General features: G+C 66.1%; 9 protein-coding genes. 3 read left to right on the forward strand and 6 right to left on the reverse strand.

Annotated features, from left to right (window positions below; genetic code table 11):
- Positions 1–40: 40 nt before the first annotated feature.
- From LQV39_RS04710 to glnE, 5 genes are all read right to left on the reverse strand, one after another.
- Positions 41–2,068: a S9 family peptidase gene (locus LQV39_RS04710; protein ID WP_230020583.1), complete on the reverse strand. Its 2,028-nt coding sequence runs from the start codon at positions 2,066–2,068 to the stop codon at positions 41–43.
- Positions 2,069–2,171: 103 nt separating this feature from the next.
- On the reverse strand, positions 2,172–4,958 hold the full coding sequence (locus tag LQV39_RS04715; protein ID WP_230020584.1) for a TonB-dependent receptor: 2,787 nt from the start codon (positions 4,956–4,958) through the stop codon (positions 2,172–2,174).
- A gap of 223 nt (positions 4,959–5,181) precedes the next feature.
- Positions 5,182–5,949 (reverse strand): type I methionyl aminopeptidase, encoded by a 768-nt coding sequence (gene map, locus LQV39_RS04720; RefSeq protein WP_230020585.1) that lies wholly within the window; start codon positions 5,947–5,949, stop codon positions 5,182–5,184.
- 109 nt (positions 5,950–6,058) lie between these two features.
- A complete protein-coding gene (locus LQV39_RS04725; RefSeq protein WP_230020586.1) occupies positions 6,059–9,043 on the reverse strand; it encodes a TonB-dependent siderophore receptor in 2,985 nt (994 codons plus the stop codon).
- Between the two features lie 496 nt (positions 9,044–9,539).
- Positions 9,540–12,275, reverse strand: coding sequence for a bifunctional [glutamate--ammonia ligase]-adenylyl-L-tyrosine phosphorylase/[glutamate--ammonia-ligase] adenylyltransferase (glnE, locus tag LQV39_RS04730; RefSeq protein ID WP_230020587.1), 2,736 nt, complete (start codon positions 12,273–12,275; stop codon positions 9,540–9,542).
- Between the two features lie 167 nt (positions 12,276–12,442).
- Between glnE and LQV39_RS04735 the strand changes: the two genes are divergently transcribed.
- The 3 genes from LQV39_RS04735 to tldD are packed head-to-tail and all read left to right on the forward strand — an operon-like array spanning position 12,443 to position 19,066.
- On the forward strand, positions 12,443–16,753 hold the full coding sequence (locus LQV39_RS04735) for a YhdP family protein (protein WP_230020588.1): 4,311 nt from the start codon (positions 12,443–12,445) through the stop codon (positions 16,751–16,753).
- Complete coding sequence (locus LQV39_RS04740) at positions 16,753–17,556, forward strand: carbon-nitrogen hydrolase family protein (RefSeq protein ID WP_230020589.1); 804 nt, start codon at positions 16,753–16,755, stop codon at positions 17,554–17,556. Before LQV39_RS04735 ends, LQV39_RS04740 begins: the two co-directional genes overlap by 1 nt.
- 49 nt (positions 17,557–17,605) lie before the next feature.
- Complete coding sequence (gene tldD / locus LQV39_RS04745; protein WP_230020590.1) at positions 17,606–19,066, forward strand: metalloprotease TldD; 1,461 nt, start codon at positions 17,606–17,608, stop codon at positions 19,064–19,066.
- An 85-nt stretch (positions 19,067–19,151) separates the two neighbouring features.
- Here the strand turns inward: tldD and LQV39_RS04750 are convergent.
- Positions 19,152–20,789, reverse strand: a 1,638-nt coding sequence (locus LQV39_RS04750) for a TonB-dependent receptor domain-containing protein (protein ID WP_230020591.1), incomplete at its 5' end; no start/stop codon positions are given.

Consider the following 20,789-nt stretch of genomic DNA (forward strand, 5'->3'; position numbering starts at 1 on the left):
CCCGCCGGTGTGAACCGGCGGGCTTTTTACGTTTCCTGCCTCACTTCGCAGCGGAACCGATATTGCGGTCGATGAAGTTCATGACCGCCTCGCCCCACTTGATGTTGTTGCTTTCCTTGGTCCAGCCGTGGCCTTCGCCGGTCATGACCATCCACTCGACGCTGTTGCCCTGCTTGAGCAGCAGGTCGCGCATGCGTTCGCCGTGGATCAGCGGCACGCGCACGTCTTCGCTGCCGTAGGCCATCAGCACCGGCGCCTTGATCTTGCTGACGTTTTCCAGTGCCGACCTGGCTTTCATGTACGCCTGGTCGGTCTTGGGATCGCCGTGCATGCGCACGCCCAGGTCATCCATGATCGGGCTGTTGCTGGTGTCCGACCAGCTCACCGAGAACAGCAGGTTGATGTCGGTGACGCCGACAAAGTTCACGCCGCATTTGTACAGGTCGGGATCCTTCGCCAGGCCGTACATGGTGGCATAGCCGCCGTAGCTGGCGCCCATGATGCAGACGCGCTTCGGATCGACGATGCCCTGCTTGACCAGGGCCGCCACGCCATCGGTGATGTCGTCCTGCATCGCCATGCCCCACTGTTTCCAGCCCGCCGTGTGGTGCTTCCAGCCGAAGCCGGTCGACATGCGGAACTGCGGCTGCAGCACCGCATAGCCGCGCGAGGCCAGCATCTGCGCCAGCGGTTCATAGCCCGGGAGGTCGCGCGCGTGCGGACCGCCATGGATGTAGGCCACCAGCGGCAGCCCTTTGGCCGGCCGGTCGACCGGCAAGGTCAGGTAGGCCGGGATGTTGAGCCCGTCGCGCGCCGCGTAGTTGATCACGGTCTGGGGCGCCAGTTTCCTGTTGTCGAACTGGGGACGCATGCTGAACACCGGCTCCAGCACTTTTTTCGCGGTATCGAAGAAGTAGATCTGGCCAGGGTTGGTCGCGCTGTGCGCCACCGCCACCACGTGATCGCCGCGCCAGGAGAAGCTGACCTGCTGGCCGGGCAGGCTGGCGTCGAGCGTGGCCTGCATCTTCGCGTAGTCCTCGTCGAAGTAGTACAACTCGTCGACCATGCTCTGGAAGGCGACGCCGATGAGCTTCCGGCGCGGCTCGTCGAAGAGCAGGGTGCCGTTGATGTCGGCCTGCGGATGCTCGGCGATCATCTCGCCCGGCTTGTTGCTGGCGAAGTCCCAGACGTACACCGCCGCCTTGTCGCGCCCGTTGAAACGGCCGGCCACCAGCAGGGTCTTGTTGTCGAAATCGAAGCCCAGCGGATCCATGTCCTTGCCTTCGTCGATGTAGGCCGAATAGATCGCTTTCCAGGGCGATTTTTCATCGTCGCGGTAGTACACGGTCTGGATGATGCGCTTGGTGCCCGCTTCGACCTCCATCGAGGAGCCGACGCGCACCACGTTGGCGTGGTCCAGCAGCCAGCCGTTCACCTTGCCCGGATTGTCGAAGGTGAGCAGGGTGCGGCGGCCGGTGGTGGTGTCGAGGCGGAACACGTCGCTGGCGCCGAGCGCGGCGTCGCGGCCGCGCGCATTGTCGACCACGAACAGGTCGTTGCTGTCGCCGCCTGCGCGCTTGAGCACGGTGACCGGCTTGAATGGCACATTGCTGTTGCGTGCTTCCTGGATGCTGGCGCTCAGCTTGCGGAAGTTGCTGCCGTCGCGGTCGACCGCGTACAGGCCGCCACCGCCGTCGTTCTTCTCCAGCGTCTCGTCGCTGCCTTTGGTGATGCCGAACACCAGGCGCTTGTTATTGACCCAGTTGGGCGCGCTGATGTTCCAGTCCGGGTCGGACGCGACCACCTTGGGCTGGCGCGTGGCGAGGTCGATCACGGCCAGCACGAAGCGGCCGTTGCGCGGGGTTAGCACGGCCATGTTCTTGCCGTCGGGCGACAGGATGGGCTGGCCGCCGAACTGGGGCTTCTTGAAGAAATCGGCGACCGGGATCTGGCGGTCGGCGTTCACGTTCACGGTCGGGACCGGGCCGTCGGCAGCAATCGCCGTGGCCTGCAGGCCGGCGCCGAGCAGGGCTGCGGCAAGCAGCGCGGGGATGAGTTTCTTTTTCAAAATGCGTTCTCGTAAAGTGCTTGCACGGTCGAAAAAAGAAGCGCCGTAACCCGGAAGGTTGCGGCGCTTCTCGTACTTCATTCAGCTGATCAAGCCGGTTGGATTACTTGAAGCTGTAATCCGCGCTGACCTGGAAGTAGCGGCCCATCGGGTTGTGCAGGGCCTGGTAGAAGCCCAGGCCGCTCGACGGGTTGAACGGCGGCTTGCGGTCGAAGGCGTTCTGGATCGCGAAGCCCAGCTTCAGGTCCTTCATGCCCAACAGGCCCTTGTAGCTGCCGCCCAGGTTGACGACGGTGAACGACGGAATGTCGCGCTTGCACAGGTCGCCGTAGCCTTCGGTTTCGTACACGCAGTCGACGGTGTAGTCGCCGACCGGCGCCATGTGGCCGACCATGACCGCGTCAGCCGACAGCTGCCATGCCGCTTTCTTCCATGCCACGCCGAAAGTGGCCTGGACGCGCGGGGTGCCGCGGGTGCCGATGTACTCGATCTGCTCGTCGTCCGGCGACGGTGCGTTCTTGTACGAGCTCATGTACTGAACCTGCAGGCGCGGCTCCAGGCGGCCCCATTCGCCGAAGTTGAACTTGCCGCGCAGGTCGACGTCGATACCGCGCACGTCGGTTACCGCCACGTTGGTCAGCAGCAGCTTGACCAGCGAGATTTCGCCGGCGGTCGCACCCAGCGCCTTGTCGGCGTCGGTCAGCGGATCGCGCACGATCACTGCCGCCGGGTTGTTGGCGTAACGGGTCGGATCTTCGAGCACGCGGGTCAGGTCGTAGGTACCGATCTCGTTGTCGCGGCGGATGCGCCACGCGTCGACGGTGGCCACCAGCCAGCTGGTCGGCTCCATCGCCAGGCCCAGGGTGTAGCTCTTGGCCGTTTCAGGCGCCAGCGCCGGGTTGGCGCCGCTGTCGTAGGCGCTGCTCCAGCTGCAGCCATCCTTGAAGCTGGCGTTGCAGCGTGCCGGGTCGCGGAAGCCGTTCAGGAAGGCGTGACGCACGTCGCTCGAGTTTTCCACCAGGGTCGGGGCGCGGAAGCCTTCGGCATAGGTGCCGCGCACGACCAGGCGTGGCGAGACGGTCCACTTCATGCCGATCTTCGGCGTGGTCGAGGTGCCGTAGTCGGAGTAACGGTCGTGGCGCAGGGCCAGTTGCGCTTCCACGCTCTTCAGGACCGGCACCGTCATTTCGGCGTAGACCGATTTGATGGTGCGGCTGTTGGTGTAGCCCGCCGGGCTCTGGGCCTGGTGATACAGCTCGCCTTCGACCGAGAGCGGATCCGGGTTGGTCGTCAGCTTTTCGCGGCGCGCTTCGACGCCGGCGGCGACGCCGACGGCGCCCGCCGGCAGCTTGAACAGTTCACCGGACACCTTGCCGTCGATCTGGTACAGCGACGATTTGAAGCCGTCGACCGAGTCGTGCATGATCGAGCTCAGCAGGTTGCTGTTGCCGGCGGCGTTGCCGAAGATGAACTTGCCGCTGTTGTAAGCCTCGGTGAAGGGGGTGTACAGCAGGCCGCTGGTGTTGTGCGACTCGACTTTGCTGGTGCTCGCCATGGCGGCGGTTTCCCAGTCCCAGTTGCCGAAGCTGCCTTTGACGCCGGCGAGGTAGCGGGCGAAGTCGGTGGTGTTGTCCTGGCCCTGGCCCGGCAGGTCCTTCAGGCTGGCGCGCACGCGCACGCTGCCGTTGCCGCCGGCGAGGGTCTTGCCATCCGGACCGATCAGGTCTTGCGGGTACTGCGGCGAGTTGATCGGCAGTGCGCCGGTCGGCTGGCCGTTCTGGCCGGCGACCCAGTGGTACAGGCCGGTGACGCGCGCCTTGTTCTGGTGCGCGATCACTTCGCTGAAGGCGGTCGTGGTCGAATTGATCTGCCAGGTGCCGCGGCTGGTCAGGCCGATACGGTCGGTCTTGCCGCCCGAGTTGAAGTCGCCGTCGGCCAGGTCGTCGAACACGCAGACGGTGCCTTCGGTGCCGGCGCCGAACTGGACGCTGGCCGGAACCTGGCGGCTGGCCGGGCAGTTGCCGTCCAGCGAGCGGGCCACGAACTTGCCGGTCTTCTTGTCGGTCCAGTAGATGTTGCCCGGGTAGGTGTACAGGCTGCGGTTGTCCTTGTAGCCCCACTGGGTCCAGTTCTGGGTGCTGATGTAGTCGTCGCGCTTGCTCAGGAACATCGGCTTGCGCTGGCGCACGTCCAGGGTCGCGTACACGTTGTAGTGGTTGTCGACCAGGCTGCCGAAGCCGGCGCTCAGGGTGCTGCGCAGCTGGCGGCCGTCGCGGCGCGAGGATTGGCCCGCCGAGCCGCCGATTTCCACGCCCTGGAAGCTGTCGCGCATGATGATGTTGACCACGCCGGCAATCGCTTCCGAACCGTAGATCGCCGAGGCGCCGTCCTTCAGCACTTCGATGCGCTCGACGGCGCCGATCGGGATCGAGTTCAGGTCGACGAAGGTGGTCTGGAATTCCGGCTGCGCATACGGCGCCAGGCGGCGGCCGTTGATGAGCATCAGGGTGGCCTGGCTGCCGATGCCGCGCAGGTTCAGGCTGGACGCGCCGGCCGAGAAGCCGTTGGTGCGGTCTTCGCTGATGCCGCCGACGTTGGCCGAAATCGTCTTCAGAACTTCGGTCAGCGAGGTGGCGCCGCCGCGGACCATTTCGTCACGGGTAATGACCTGGACCGGGGAGGCGGTTTCTGCATTGATCCGGCGGATATTCGAGCCGGTCACGTACACACGGGCGACGGGCTTGCCATCGGCATCGGTGACGGTGTTCGGATTCGCGGCCGAGACCGGCGCTTCCTGTGCATAAACGAAAGCCGGGACGAGGCTCGAGCCGGCGGCGATGGTCATGGCGACTGCGATGACGCTCTGTTTGAGGGCAAATGCTTGTTTCAAGTTTTCTCCGTAATGCTGGACTAAGCAGTTCTTGTTTTACCCATCCATTGTGTGGATGGAATAACAAGTCTCGCAGAAATACGTCTTGCATCAAAGAAAACTTGCGTAGAAACAAGCACAACAATATTCGTTGTTGTTTTTACACAGCAATACAGCAACGAAAATTATTTTGCGTTACTTTGAGTTGCTTTACGTTACATAGGCACGGGGTAAGCCGGGCGGATCAGCGCTGTTTTGGCCAGGGCGTCAGGATCTCGAAACCGTCCCTGGTCACCGCGATCATGTGCTCCCATTGCGCCGACAAGGACTTGTCGGCCGTGACCACGGTCCAGCCATCGTCGAGCTGCTCGACATCCGGCTCGCCCATGTTCAGCATCGGCTCGACGGTGAAGGTCATGCCTTCCTTCAGCAGCAGGCCGGTGTTCGGGCGGCCGTAGTGCAGCACCTGCGGGTCTTCGTGGTAGACGCGGCCGATGCCGTGGCCGCAGTATTCGCGCACCACCGAATAGCCGTTCTTCTCGGCCAGGACCTGGATTGCATTGCCGACGTCGCCCAGGCGCGCGCCCGGCTTCACGGTGCGGATGCCGGCCATCATGGCGTCGAAGGTGACCTCGACCAGGCGCTTCGCTTCGGGGGAGGGCGTGCCGGCAAAGTACATGCGGCTGGTGTCGCCGTGCCAGCCGTCCTTGATGACGGTGACGTCGATGTTGATGATGTCGCCGTCCTTCAGCACTTCCTTTTCGCTGGGGATGCCGTGGCAGACCACGCCGTTCACCGAGGTGCACAGGGTCTTGGGGAAGCCGTGGTAGCCGACGTTGGCCGGGGTCGCCTTCTGCACCTTGCGGATGTATTCGTTGCAGCGCTTGTCCAGTTCCTCGGTCGAGACGCCGGGCTTGACGTGTTCGGCGATCATCTCCAGCACCTCGGCGGCCAGGCGGCCGGCCACGCGCATCTTGGCGATGTCCTTGTCGTTCTTGAGTTTGATGACCATGTATATATTAGTGTGATGGCCGGGCCAGGCGCCGGCATGCCGCTATGATAACCGGAATAAAAAAAGCGCCGGGCATGCCCGGCGCTTTCAGGTCCCTGAAGGGAAAGGATCAGAGCTTCACGCGGATACCTGCGTACCAGCGGCGGCCGATCGGGTCGTAGGTGCCCGCTTCGGTTTCGGTACCGGTGTCGTCACCCGGCAGGCCGGTGATGATCGGCGGCGCCTTGGTATTGAACGCGTTGTTCATGCCGAAGTACAGCTCGGTTCCCTTCATCAGCTGGTAGGACGCCTGCAGGTCGGTGTAGGTGCGCGAACCGATCTTGATCGAGTTGGCCGGCAGGTCGAAACCGGCCAGGAACTGGTCGTCCAGCGAGGAGCGGCCGATGTAGGTCATGGTCGCGCTCACGCTGAACTGGTTCCACTTGTAGCCGATGTCGAACAGGGCCTTGCTCTTCGGCGCGCCGATTTCACCGGCGAACGGATCCTGGTCGGCGCCCGGCAGCGGCACGTTGTACCCCTTCTTCACATACGTGTAGGCCAGCTTGGTCGACAGGCGGCCCGGGCCGACACGGTCGTTCCAGGCCGCGGTCAGGTCGACGCCTTCGGTGCCGAAGCCACCGCTGTTCGACACGGCGGTGTCGATGTACTGCAGCGAACCGGCGCTGTTCGAACCGGCTGCCGCCGGACGGCGGGTGATGAACTGGCAGAAGGTCGGGTTGGTGCCGTTGTAGCAGCTTTCCAGCGTGAACTGACGCGGGGTGCTGACGATCGCGTCGGCGATCTTGATGTTGAAGTAGTCAGCCGTGAAGGTGAAACGCTTCAGCGGGGCGATCGAACGCGGGGTCCAGACCACGCCGACGGTGGTCGAACGGCCTTTTTCCGCCGACAGGTTCGGGTTGCCGCGGTTGTAGCCGCTGATGCCCTGCAGGTCGGCCTGGGTCTGGGTGAACTTGCCGTTGGCGGCGATGTTCGCCGCCACGCCCGGCGCTGCACGGCAGAGTGCGTCATACGCGCCGGTCGAGGTGGCGGTCACGCCGATGCAGGGGTCGTTCAGGCCGGACGGGAAGTCCTGGCTCGGCGCCTGGTACAGTTCGTTGATGTTCGGCGCGCGGGTCGAGAGCGAACGGGTGCCGCGCAGTTTGACGTCGTCGACCAGCGACCACTCGAAGCCGGCGTTCCAGCTGTTGGTGCTGCCCACCGACGAGTAGTCGCCGTGGCGGACGGCGCCCAGGAAGCTCAGTTCCTTGACAAAGGGCATGCCCTTCAGCAGCGGCACGCGGGTCTCGACGAAGACTTCCTTGACGCTGAAGTCGCCGAAGGTCGGCGGGGTCGCGTTGCCGGCGTTCAGGCCGGCCTGGGTCAGCGCGTCCGGAACGGCTTCCGAGTATTCCTTGCGCCATTCGAAGCCCGCAGCCACGCCCAGCGGGCCAGCCGGCAGGTCCCAGATTTCGCTGTTGATCTGGCCGCCCACCAGTTTCTGGGTGGTGCGGGTCAGCAGCGAGCCCGGTGCGGTCACATAGGCCAGGGCGGCCGGCGAGATGCTGTTAAAGCCGAACACATTGATCGGCACGCAACCCTGGGCGCGGGCGTCTGCGCTGGCGCAGACCGGGGGGCCGCCGTTTTCGCCCGGAACCGCCTGCAGGGCGTTGGCGAAATTCAGGACGTTGACCTGGCCGGTCGACTGCTGGGCTTCCTTGGTCTGGCCGTAGCCGCCGTACACTTCGTAGTTCCAGGTCTTCCAGGCGTCGAATTCGCCCTTCAGGCCGGTGACGAAGCGGAAGGTGTCGCGGTCCGCGGTGCTGCTGCGGGTACCGACTTCGGACAGGCGGCGGGTGAAGTAGTAATCCGGGATGCCGTCGCCGTCGGTGTCGCTGATGCGGTCGTACAGGTACTGCGGCACCAGCGGGTTCTTCACCAGCGCGCCGTTGACCAGCGTTGCCGCCGGCACCTGGCCGGTGGTCGGGAAGATGTTTTCCGCCCCCAGTGCGAACGGTTCGATGGTCGAGGACACCTTGCTGGAGGCATAGGTGCCTTCCATGAAGATGCGGTGCTTCTCGTTGATCTTCAGCTCGCCGTTGGTGGCGAACAGGTAGCGGTCGACCGGCACCGCGATCGAACGGTAGAAGGAACGGTTGAAGCCGGTCGCACCTGCACCGCCGGCGCCGCCGTTGGTGCTCACCGGGATCGGATTGCCCTGGGCATCATAGGTATAGCTGCCGGTATCGTGATAGAAGGTGCCCTGCGGCGCAAAGCTCGAGTAGTAAGGCCTGACGGCAGTGAAGGCGTCGGCCGGATCGCCGGTCTGCAGCACCATCTTCGAATACTGGTCGACTGCCGAGGCTTCGCGGTCGCGCGACCACACCTGGCCCTGGCGCGAGAAGCCCAGGTGGCCCATCAGGTAGCCATCGTCGTTGCTGACGCCGAAGGTCGCCGAGAACTTGCGCTTCAGGTCGTCGGACTTGGCGCTCTGGCCGCCCTGGGCGTCCAGCATCACGCCGTTGAAGTTGCGCTTGGTGATGATGTTGACCACACCGGCCACGGCGTCGGAGCCGTAGGCTGCCGAAGCGCCGCCGGTCAGGAGTTCGACGCGCTCGATGAAATCGGTCGGGATGGCGTTCAGGTCGACTGCGGAATCGCCAGGGATGCCGGAAACGAAGCGGCGGCCGTTGACCAGCACCAGGGTACGCGAGATGCCCAGGTTACGCAGGTCGACGGTGGCGACGCCCACACTGGCGGTCTGGAAAGCCGAGTTGGTGCGGCTGATCGCCGGCGAGCCCATGGTCGGGTTTTCCAGCAGCACCTGCTGCAGGTTGGTGGCGCCCGAGGCGGCAATGTCGGCGGCCGACAGCACCTGCAGCGGCGACGGCGATTCGGCATTCGGCGAAGCGATGCGCGAACCGGTCACTTCGACGCGCTGCATGGCAACCGGCGCCTGGGCCTGCGGCTGGGCCGCGGCGGCCTGCTGTTGGGCAGCGCCACTCTGGTTCTGGCCATTCTGGGTCTGCATTTCCTGCGCATGGGCAGTACTGACGCCGAAGGCAACGCCACCCAGGCAGATCAGGCGGATCGACCGGGATAAGACTTTTTCCATCATGTTTGCAAAACTCCTAGGGTTAGGGCACGGCGAACTGATCAAGCCAACCGTGAAAAATGCCGTCGCTATTGCGACTTATTTGAAACAATGCAAAAAGTACATACATTCCTAAACAGCAATAAAATCATTCGGAATGTCGGGGTGTCAATCGTTTCCGTAGCATAAATACATGTTGTTGCTATTTTGCGTACATACAAACGTTCTTATGGCTTGCCTGACGAAACGGGCGATTCATGCGTCCTGATTGAAAAATTGCAGACGAGAATTGTTTCAAATTCCTTGCAAACCGGCCTGTGCAGTGTGTCATTGGCATTACGCTTTGCAAAGCTAGCACGGGAGAAATACACCCACGCGACATGTTTTCTTATTGCCTTGTCACTTTTGCGCAACGGTCATCATTGATTTTTTATCTTGTGGAAATTTTAAGAAGGTAAACGAATGCGGCCATGCACTTGGCATGGCCGTTGGGAAGGCGGAAAGGCGGGAAAGGGAAAGATCAGCCGAAACAGGCGCGCCAGAGGCGCACGACCACCCCGGCGTGGGAGGCCACCAGGGCCGGGTCGACCCTGGCCTGTTCCTGACCCTGCAGCCGCACCTGGTGCTGCAGCTTGCGCATCAGGCGGTAGGCGTCGGCAGCGCCCTGGGCCAGGGCCGGGTCGATCAGGCCGAGTTCGCCGAACATGCGCAGCAGGGTAATGTTGCCCTTGTTGGCGGTCAGCTGCGGATGTTCGAAGGAATGGCGCAGCACCAGGTACTGGACGATGAATTCGATGTCGATCATGCCGCCATCGTCGTGCTTCAGGTCGAAACTGCCGCTATCGCCGGGGTGGGCGTCATGCATGCGCTTGCGCATTTTCACCACTTCTTCGCGCAGTTCGGCTTCGCGCGCGCTCCTGTCCTGGCGCAGCACTTCCTCGCGGATGGCTTCGAAACGCGCGCCGATGCCGGCGTCGCCGGCGCAGAAGCGGGCCCGTGTCAGGGCCTGGTGCTCCCAGATCCAGGCCGAGCTGCGCTGGTAGCGCTCGAAGGCCCCGACCGACGACACCAGCATGCCGCTGGCGCCGTCCGGGCGCAGGGCGGTGTCGATGTCGAACAGGATGCCGGCCGGCGTGTGCGTGGTCATCCACGTGATGAAGCGCTGGGCCAGCTTGGCATAGTTGCCGGGCGCGTCCTGGTCTTCGTCATCGAACAGGAAGATCACGTCGAGGTCGGACACATAGCCCAGCTCCTTGCCGCCCAGCTTGCCGTAGGCGATCACGGCAAAGCGCGGCACCTCGCAGTGACGCCTGGCGATGGTGAGCCAGGCGCGCTGCACGACTTCGGCGACGATCAGGTCGGCCAGCGCCGACAGGTGGTCCGCCAGGCGCTCGACCGAGAGCTCGCCGGCCAGGTCCAGGGCCAGCAGGCGGAACAGCCGGGCGTGGTGGGCTTCGCGCAGGATGTCGAGCTGGCGTTCGGTGTCGCCTGCGGCGGCGTCCAGCTGGCCGGCCAGGCTGGCCGCCAGCGCAGCCAGTTCGTCGGCGCCGTTGCCGCGGCCGCGGTCGTCCAGCAGTTCGTCGAGCAGGATCGGGTGCTGGGTCAGGAAGGTGGCGGCCCAGCCGCTGGCATTGATCATGCGGATCACCCGCTCCAGCGTGTGCGGGTACTCGGTCAGCAGCGACAAATAGGCCGAGCGGCGCGCGATGGCCTCGAAGAAGTCGAGCAGGCGGCCGAGGGTGGCGGCGTGGCTGCCCAGGCCCGCTTCGCGCACGACCATGGCGATCTGCGCCAGGGCCGTGTTGACCAGCGCCCCCAGCCGGTTGCGGCTGGCTTCGGGCAGGGTCTGCAGGCGCGGCGCCTGCCAGGTCGCGACCAGGCGCGCGGCGGCTTCCTGCGGCCGGTCGAAGCCGAGGCTGGCCAGCTGCTGGGCGATGGCCTCGCTGTTTTCGGGGTCGCTCATGGTGGCCGCCGGGTCGACCTGGTCGCCGCCGGCCTTGTCGGTCTTGTCGGCGAAGATGGCGTCGAACTGGGCGGCCACGAAGACGCGCTGCTCGTCCAGGCGCGCCAGCAGGGCTGCTTCATGGGGCAGGCCCATCATCCGCGCCACTGCCTGCCGGTCCTCGGGTGAGGCGGGCAGGGTGTGGGTCTGGGCGTCTTCCAGGTATTGCAGGCGGTGTTCGAGATTCCGCAGGAAGGTATAGGCTTCCTGCAGGCGGTCGACGGTGTCCGCCGTCAGCAGTTCGCGCTCGGCCAGCAGGCGCAGGGTCTTGCGGGTCGAGCGTTCGCGCAGCGCCGGGTCGCGCCCGCCGCGGATCAGCTGGAACACCTGGGCCAGGAATTCGATCTCGCGGATGCCGCCGCGCCCCAGCTTGACGTTGTGGCTGCGCTCCGGATGCAGGCGCTCCTGGCGGTTGACCTCGGCGCGAATCTGGGCGTGCATGGTGCGGATCGCGTCGATCACGCCGAAGTCGAGGTAGCGCCGGAACACGAAGGGACGCACGATGGCGTCCAAAGCGGCGATGTCGGCCGGATCGCCGGTCACGGCCCGCGCCTTGACCCAGGCGTAGCGCTCCCACTCGCGGCCCTGCACGATCAGGTAATCCTCGACCATGTTCAGGCTGCAGGCCAGCGGGCCCGACTTGCCGTTCGGGCGCAGCGCCATGTCGACCCGGAAGGTGAAGCCGTCCTCGGTGATTTCCGCGATCGCGGCGATCAGCTTCTTGCCCAGGCGGATGAAGAATTCGTGGTTCGACAGCGAACGCTGGCCGGGGCCGGCCTGGGTATCGCCGTCTTCCGGGTAGACGAAGATGAGGTCGATGTCGGACGACACGTTGAGCTCGCCGCCGCCGTGCTTGCCCATCGCCAGCACCATCATCTGCTGGGGGCGGCCCGAGTCCTGGCCGATCGGGACGCCGTGGGCGGCCGTCATCTCCGCCATCAATTCTTGCAAATGGGACTGCACGGCGAAGTCGGCGAAACGGCTCATCGCCGTGACGACCTCATCGAGATCGGCGCGGCCGGCGAGGTCGCGCTCGATAATGGCGCAGATCAAAAGATTGCGAAGTCGGCGCATGGCGCGGCCCAGCGGCAGCCTGCTCCCACTATGGGAGGCGGTGGACTCGAGCTCCAGTGCTGCGCCGAAATCGAGGGAGGACAGCGATAATTCAGCCAGGGCGGCAAGGCGCCCGGCACGCGCCGGGTCGGCGCCGAGCCAGCGTTGGAGAAAGCGGGACGCGCTTGCAGCAGAATTCATGGGGCAGTTCCAGACGAGTTTGTACCTTCCGGGAGGCGTGCTATGCGGTAAAATTGCCCGCCATGCTGCCCTGGGTCAGCGTGATGGTAAGGTAGACGCCGCGAGCCTTGCAAGCGCTTCTCTTATTTATAGATTATTTACGGCGACGCCTTTATTTGAGCACCCTGATGCACAACCCGGAACAGCAGGCCGAACGAGGGGATGAGGACCGGCACGCGGCTGAGGCCCCGCATGTCGCGTCCACCCACGAGGACGCCCCCGTGCCTGCTTCCGACGCCCACGGCGGCCACGAGCACCTGCCGCTGTCCGAGCGCTGGCACCGCCTGCAGGCGGCCTACCGCTATGCCAACCTGGCCTCGCATCACGTGCTCGGCTTCACGGTCAAGGCCGTGCTGCTCGCCTATTTCACCTTCATGCTGCTGTTCCTGGCGCTGCGCTGGGCGGTCCTGCCGAACATCGACATGTACAAGCCGGACATCGAACGCGCCGCCAGCCGCGCGCTCGGCAACCAGGTCACGATCGCCCGCGTGTACGCCTCCTGGCGCGGCCTGCATCCGAATCTCTATCTGGGCGACGTCAGCGTGCGCGACCGCCAGGGCCGCCAGTTGCTCCTCCTGCCCTCGGTGTCGGCCACGCTCTCCTGGTGGTCGGTGGTGGCCGCCGAGCCGCGCTTCGACAGCCTGGAAGTCAACCGCCCGGAACTCGACATGCGGCGCACGCCCGACGGCGTGTTCTGGGTGGCCGGCGTGCGCATCGACCCGAACCGCAAGGAGGCGAGCAGCGGCGGCGGCGCCGACTGGCTGCTGCGCCAGCGCGAGATCGTGATCCGCGAAGGCCGCCTGTCCTGGACCGATGAGCTGCGCGCGGCCCCGGTGCTGGCGCTGTCCGACGTCACCATGGTGCTGCAGAGCCGCTGGACCGGACACCGCTTCGCCCTGCACGCGACGCCGCCCAGCGGCGTGTCCGATCCGCTCGACGTGCGCGCGCGCTTCAGCCACCCGGCCTTCGGCGCCCGCGCCTCCGACCCCAGCCGCTGGAAGGGCGAGCTGTATGCGGACCTGCGCAATACCGACCTGGCCAGCTGGAAGCAGTGGATCACCTATCCCTTCAATGTCGAGGCCGGACGCGGCTCGGTGCGCGCCTGGCTGGGCTTCGACCAGGCCCGCCTGGCCAGCTTCACCGCCGACCTCGGCCTGGCCGGCGTCAGCGCGCGCCTGGCGCCGGATGCGCCGCCGCTGCTGCTCACGCGCGTGGCCGGGCGCCTCTCGGCGCGCGAGGAGATCAAGCCCGGCCTTGATGAGGGCAAGCCGACCTTCGGCGCGCTCGGCCACAGCATCGCCCTGGAGAATTTTTCGGTCGTGACCCGCGACGGCGTGGTGCTGCCGCCCGCCACGCTGACCGAGATCTGGCGCCCGGCCGCACGCGGCAAGCCGGAGCGCTTCGAAGTCCACGCCGACAGGCTCGACCTCGGCGCCGTCGCTACCCTGGCGGCCCAGATGCCGCTGGCGCCCCGGCATCGCGAACTGCTGGGCGAGCTGGCGCCGCAGGGCCGCCTGCTGGATGCCGACGTCGAATGGGAAGGGCATTTCCCCAAAGTGACCGCCTGGCGCGTGCGCGGCCAGGTCGAAGGCCTGGGGATAGCGCCGCTGGCGGCGCGCGCGGCCCAGGCGGCCGAGGGCGCGACCCCGGCCCAGCCGGCGCGGGCGGCGCTGCCGGGCGTACGTAACCTGAGCGGCAGCATCGACGCCAGCGACCGCGGCGGCAGCCTGAACATCGCTTCCGAACGCCTGGCGCTGGCGCTGCCGGCCTGGTTTGCCGACCCCGAGATGGCCTTCGACCAGCTGGGCCTGCGCGCGCGCTGGTCCTATCCACAGGACGAGCAGCTGCTGGTCGAGGTCGACGGTTTCGATTTCAGCCAGGGCAGCCTGAAAGGCACGCTGTCGGGCCGCCACGTGCTGCCGCTGGGCCAGGGTAAAGGCGCGGGCAATGCCGACTTCAGCGGCACCGTGGACGGCTTCGACATTGCCAGCATCGGGCGCTGGCTGCCGCTGGCCACCCACGACAACCTGCGCGACTGGCTGACCGGGGCCCTGCAGGGCGGTACCCTGCGCGATGCGCGGGTGCGCCTGCGCGGCGATCTTTCCCACTTCCCCTTCCACGGCGACACCCCGGCGGAACGCGCGCGCGGCGAATTCCGCGTCAGCGGCCGCATCGACAACGGCAAGCTCGAATATGCGCCCTCGCACCGCAGCCCCGAGGGTAAACCCCTGTGGCCGCTGCTGGAGAACATCAACGGCAGCATCGTGTTCGACCGCGCGCGCATGGACATCCACGCCGACAGTGCGCGCACCCTGGGCCTGAGCCTGAACAATGTGCGCGCCGTGATCCCGGAACTGGGCGCGCACGAATCGATGCTGGACATCGACGGCAGCGCTGCCGGCCAGTTGCAGGACTTCCTGCGCTACGTGGCGACCAGCCCGGTGCTGGAATGGATCGGCCACTTCACGGAAGACACGAAAGGCACGGGCGCCGCGCGCCTCGGGCTCAAGCTGCACCTGCCGCTGGCGAACCTGCACGAGGCCAAGGTCCAGGGCGCCCTGCAGCTGATGAGCAACGACGTGACCCTGTTCCCGGAACTGCCGCCCATCCAGGCCGCGCTGGGCAAGGTCGAATTCAGCGAGCACGGGGTGAACCTGAACGGCATCGGCGCCAGCTTCCTGGGCGGCCCGCTGCAGCTGTCGGGCGGCACCCAGCGCGACGGCGCCATCGTGATCCGCATGGCCGGCACCGCCACCGCCGAGGGCATGCGCGCCACCAGCTCCCTGCCGGCCCTGCAGCGCCTGGCCGGCAAGCTGTCCGGCGGGGCGCGCTTCGGCGGCTCGGTGACGGTGAAGGACCATCAATCCCAGATCGTGCTCGATTCGAACCTGGCCGGTCTCGGCGTCGAGCTGCCGGCCCCGCTCAACAAGCCGGCCGCCGAAGCGCTGCCGCTGCACTTCGTCCTGAACGGCCAGCCGCTAGGCGAAAACGGCGTGGCCCACGACGAGATCCGCATCGGCCTCGGCAGCACGATCGCCGCGCGTTACGTGCGCGAACGGCAGCCGCACGGCCCCTGGATCGTCAAGCGCGGCGGCATCGGCGTGAACCTGCCGGCGCCGGAGCCGGACAGCGGCATGATGATCAACGTGAACATGAAGACGGTGAACGTCGACCGCTGGCTGGCCGCGGCGAACGAGATCGCCGCATCGTCCGAAGGCACGAATCCGGCTGCGGCCGCGGCGGCAGGCGCGGCCGAGGCCGGACAGGGCGGCGGCATGGCGCAATACGTGGTGCCGGACCTGATCGGCGCGCGTGCCGGCGAACTGGTCATCGGCGAGCGCCCGCTGCACGAGGTGGTGCTGGGCGTGTCGCACCTGCCGGGCGTGTGGCAGGCCAGTGTCGACTCGCGCCAGGTGACCGGCTATGTGACCTGGAACGAGGCGCAGAATGGGCAGGGCATGGGCAAGGTCACGGCGCGCCTGGCCTCGCTCGACATCCCGGAATCTTCGGCCGCCGAGGTCAAGGACCTGCTGGAATCGAACAAGGCCGGCAGCGCCGGCATCCCGGGCCTGGACATCGTCGCCGAGCGCTTCGAGCTGTTCGACAAGCAGTTCGGCCGCCTGGAGCTCGTCGCCAGCAATGCCCAGGCCCTGGCCGGGCGCGAATGGCGCATCGACCGCCTCGCCATCACCAATCCGGACGGCCAGCTGAAGGCCAACGGGCGCTGGCTCACGCGCGACGGCAAGAGCAATACCGCCCTGAACTTCAACCTCGACATCAGCGACGCCGGCCGCCTGCTGGACCGCCTCGGCTTCCCGGGCACCCTGCGCCGCGGCAAGGGCTCGCTGTCCGGCGACGTCTCCTGGTCCGGCCTGCCGTATTCGCTGGACATCCCCAGCCTGTCCGGCCAGGTGCAGATGAACGTCGAGGACGGCCAGTTCCTCAAGAAGGACCCGGGCGCCGCCAAGCTGCTGGGCGTGCTGAGCCTGCAGATGCTGCCGCGCATGCTCAAGCTCGACTTCCACGACGTGTTCTCGGAGGGACTCGCCTTCGACGGCATTACGGCCAACGCCATGATCTCGCGCGGGGTGGTGCACACCGATAACCTTAAAATGCATGGGGTGGCGGCTACCGTGCTGATGGACGGCACCGCCGACATCGCCAACGAATCGACCAACCTGCACGTGGTGGTGATCCCGGAATTCAACCTGGGCACCGGCCCGCTGGTGTATGCGCTGGCGGTGAACCCGGTCATCGGCCTGGGCAGCTACCTGGCCCAGCTGTTCCTGCGGGCGCCGGTGATGAAGGCGCTCACTTACCACATGCAGGTGACCGGACCGTGGAAGTCGCCGAATGTGATCAAGCTGGACAGCCAGGCGGCGAATGCGGCGGCCACCGCCGCCGCCGCCGAAGCGGCAGCGAAGAAGAAAGGGCAATGATGAGCAAGACGACAGTCGCAGCAGTGCAGATGGTGTCCTCGCCCAGCGTGGACGAGAACCTGGAAACCGCGCGCCGCCTGCTGGCGCAAGCGGCGGATGGCGGCGCGAAGCTGGTCACCCTGCCGGAATACTGGCCCATCATGGGTATGCTTGACACCGACAAGGTCGGCCTTGCCGAGCAGCCGGGCCAGGGCCTGATCCAGGAATTCATGGCGGCGCAGGCGCGCCAGCACGGCATCTGGCTGATCGGCGGCACCATGCCGATCGCATCCGGCGACAGCGGCCGCGTGCTGAACACCACCCTGGTCTACGACCCGGAAGGGCAGCCCGTCAGCCGCTACGACAAGATCCACCTGTTCGGCTTCACCAAGGGCGATGAATCCTACGACGAAGCGCGCACCATCGTGCCGGGCGCCGCCGTCGGCACCTTCGAAGCGCCCTTCGGGCGGGTCGGCCTGTCGGTCTGCTACGACCTGCGCTTCCCGGAGTTATACCGGGCGATGGGCGAATGTGCGCTGATCGTGGTGCCGGCCGCCTTCACCCACACGACCGGCATGGCCCACTGGGAAGTGCTGCTGCGCGCCCGCGCGATCGAAAACCAGTGCTACGTGCTGGCCTCGGCCCAGGGCGGCACCCACCGCAATGGCCGCCGCACCTTCGGACACAGCATGCTGATCGGGCCCTGGGGCGAAGTGCGCGGCCAGTTGCCGGAAGGCGAGGGCGTGGTGATTGGCGAGATCGATACCGGGTTCCTGGCTGAGGTACGGCAGAGCTTGCCGGCGCTGAAGCACCGTAAACTGTAAAAAAACTGGATATGGCACAATGCCTTATCCCTATCAGAAAGACCTGAACATGACGCCATTCGAACCGAATCTTTCCTCCCTCGCAGTCGCGCGCGACGTGCTGTTGACGCCGTTCGGGCTCGACGAAGGCAAGCTCATCACCACGCTCGGAACGATGTTCACGCACAAGGTCGACTATGCCGACCTGTATTTCCAGTTCACCAAGAGTGAGGGCTGGAGCCTGGAAGAAGGCATCGTCAAGAGCGGCAGCTTCTCGATCGACCAGGGTGTCGGCGTGCGCGCCGTGTCCGGCGACAAGACCGCCTTCTCCTATTCCGACGAGATCTCGCAGGCCGCGCTGCTCGACGCCGCCGCAGCCACCCGCACCATCGCGCGCGCCGGCGCCGGCCGCATCAAGGTCGCCTCCAGCATCCAGCAGAGCGGCGGCCGCTCGCTCTACCTGCCGCACGATCCGCTGAACTCGCTCGACGCCACCGCCAAGGTGAAACTGCTGGAGCGCGTCGAGAAGATCGCGCGCGCCAAGGACCCGCGCGTGGTGCAGGTGATGGCCGGCCTGGCCGGCGAATACGACGTCGTGCTGGTGGTGCGCAGCGATGGCGTGCTGGCGGCCGACATCCGTCCGCTGGTGCGCGTGTCCGTTACCGTGATCGCCGAACAGGATGGCCGCCGCGAGGTGGGTTCGTCCGGCGGCGGCGGCCGCTACGACTACAGCTATTTCAGCGACGAACTGCTCGACAAGTACGCCAGCGAAGCCGTGCAGTCGGCACTGGTGAACCTGGAAGCGCGCCCGGCCCCGGCCGGTCCGATGACCGTGGTGCTCGGCCCGGGCTGGCCCGGCGTGCTGCTGCACGAGGCGGTCGGCCACGGCCTGGAAGGCGACTTCAACCGCAAAGGCTCGTCCTCCTACTCCGGCATGATTGGCCAGCGCGTTGCCGCCAAGGGCGTGACCGTGGTCGACGACGGCACCCTGCAGGACCGCCGCGGCTCGCTGAACATGGACGACGAAGGCAACCCGACCCAGTGCACCACGCTGATCGAGGACGGCATCCTGAAGGGCTATATCCAGGACACGATGAATGCGCGCCTGATGAAGATGCCGATTACCGGCAACGCGCGCCGCGAATCCTTCGCCCACCTGCCGATGCCGCGCATGACCAACACCTACATGCTGGCCGGCGACAAGGACCCACAGGAGATCCTGGCCTCGGTCAAGAACGGCATCTACGCGGTCAACTTCGGCGGCGGCCAGGTCGACATCACCAACGGCAAGTTCGTGTTCTCGGCCAGCGAGGCCTATATGATCGAGGACGGCAAGGTGACCTATCCGGTGAAGGGCGCAACCCTGATCGGCAACGGCCCTGACGTGATGAACCGCATTTCCATGATCGGCAACGACATGCGCCTGGATTCGGGCGTGGGCGTGTGCGGCAAGGAAGGCCAGAGCGTGCCGGTGGGCGTGGGCCAGCCGACCCTGCGTATCGATGGGGTGACGGTGGGCGGCACGGCTTAAACCTTCATCTCCTGCGAAAAAAGAGAAAAATGCCTGCGGAAACGCAGGCATTTTTCGTTGACGCTAGTGCTGAGCCAGTGCTGACTCAGAAGGTATAACGCGCGCCCAGGCTAAACAGCCGCCCACGCGCACCCTCGTAATCCAGCGGGTTAAACGAGGTAGCGCCATAGGTGGTCGGATCGAGCGGCGCGACCTTGTCGAACAGGTTCTGGATCGAGCCGAACACTTCCCACTGCGGCGCCGGCTTCCAGCGCGCCGTCAGGTCCCAGGTGATGAAGGAGGGCAGTTCGCAGCTGGCGTTCGGCGTGTTGCCGCCGTTGTCGAAGGTGATCGCGCATTCGTCGCCGCGGAACAGGGTGTTGTCGATCTTGCCGCGGAAGTTGGCGTTTAGCGAAGCCCGCCAGTCGTTGCGCTCCCAGCCGAAGCGGAAGTTGGCGCGGTTGTCGGGCGTGCCCGTGCAGTTCGTCACGTCGCAGTTGCCGTGGGTGCCGGCGAATTCGCGCGAGGTGCCGTCCGGCTCGGTACGCAGCCATTCGAAGAAGTGGGTGTACTTGACGTCGAAGGTCGCCTTTCCGTAGTTGTTCGGCAGATTGTGGGCATAGCGCGCATCGACGTCGATGCCGCGCACCTTGGTCTGGTTCGAGTTGATATAGCGGGTCAGGACCGCGGTGATCGGGCCGGGGTCGCCGGGAATGCCGCTTACATTGGTCGCATCGCGGGCCACCGAGCCGGCGGCGATGGCGGAATCGATCTGCTCCTGGTTGATCTCGTTCTTGCGCTTGATCTTCCAGTAGTCGATCGAGATGCTGGTGCGCGGCAGCGGGTCCCAGATCACGCCCAGGCTGTAGTTGCGCGAGCGTTCCGGCGACAGGGCCGGGTTGGGCGAGGTGATCACTGCCACCGCCGCCGTGTTGCAGGCGCTGGCAATACCCAGGGCGCAGCGCACCGGATCCTCGGCGGTCGCGAACGCAGCCAGGCCGCCGCGTCCGTTCTCGGCGAAGCTCGGCGCCCGGAAGCCCCGTGCGAAGGTGCCGCGCAAGGCGAAGGAGCGCGTCGGCGTCCATTTCAGGCCGGCTTTCGGGGTGTAGGAGTCGCCGACGTCGGTGAAGTGGTCCCAGCGTACCGCCGCCGAGGCTTCGAGGTTGAAGGGCAGCGGCGCCAGTGCCTCGCCGTACAGCGCGAACACATTGCGCTGGCCGGCATAGGCCGAGTAGCCCAGGCCGATGACGTTGCCGCGTTCGGTGCCCATGGTCGGCTGCAGCTCGGTCTTTTCGTGGCGCCATTCGGTGCCGACCGCCAGGCCCAGCGGACCGGCCAGGAAGGGCAGGCCGGCGAACTCGCGCGTGGCTTTCAGGTCCCACTGGACCATCTTGGTGTTGGCCGGGTTGCCGATGGCCGGCGACAGGGCCGCGTACAGGGCCGGCGAATTCAGGCCGGCGTTCTCGCCGATGCGCCAGACCGTACCCGGCGGCAGCGCCGCATAGGCCGGGCTGTTGGCCGTTGCCGCCGCCACGTTTTCCGGGCTCGGGTCGAGCAGGGCGCGGGCGACGTCGCGCTGCAGGAAGCCGCGGTTGGTGGTGTAGACGTGGTTGTGCGAGAACAGCAGCGCGGAATCCCAGTCCCAGCCGTAATTGCTGCCCTTGAGGCCGCCGACCCAGCGCACGAACTGGCCTTCGAAGCGGGCAGTGGTGGGGCCGACGTCGGCCGCCAGGTAGCGCAGGGT

Origin of the sequence: Massilia sp. Bi118 (assembly GCF_918697865.1) — a bacterium.
Taxonomy (GTDB): domain Bacteria; phylum Pseudomonadota; class Gammaproteobacteria; order Burkholderiales; family Burkholderiaceae_D; genus Telluria.

Excerpts from the sequence above, each read along its gene's own strand:
- LQV39_RS04735 (WP_230020588.1), top strand. The coding sequence starts at position 12,443 with ATGCACAACCCGGAACAGCAGGCCGAACGAGGGGATGAGGACCGGCAC.
- map (WP_230020585.1), bottom strand. The coding sequence starts at position 5,949 with ATGGTCATCAAACTCAAGAACGACAAGGACATCGCCAAGATGCGCGTG.
- LQV39_RS04740 (WP_230020589.1), top strand. The coding sequence starts at position 16,753 with ATGAGCAAGACGACAGTCGCAGCAGTGCAGATGGTGTCCTCGCCCAGC.
- glnE (WP_230020587.1), bottom strand. The coding sequence starts at position 12,275 with ATGAATTCTGCTGCAAGCGCGTCCCGCTTTCTCCAACGCTGGCTCGGC.
- tldD (WP_230020590.1), top strand. The coding sequence starts at position 17,606 with ATGACGCCATTCGAACCGAATCTTTCCTCCCTCGCAGTCGCGCGCGAC.
- LQV39_RS04725 (WP_230020586.1), bottom strand. The coding sequence starts at position 9,043 with ATGATGGAAAAAGTCTTATCCCGGTCGATCCGCCTGATCTGCCTGGGT.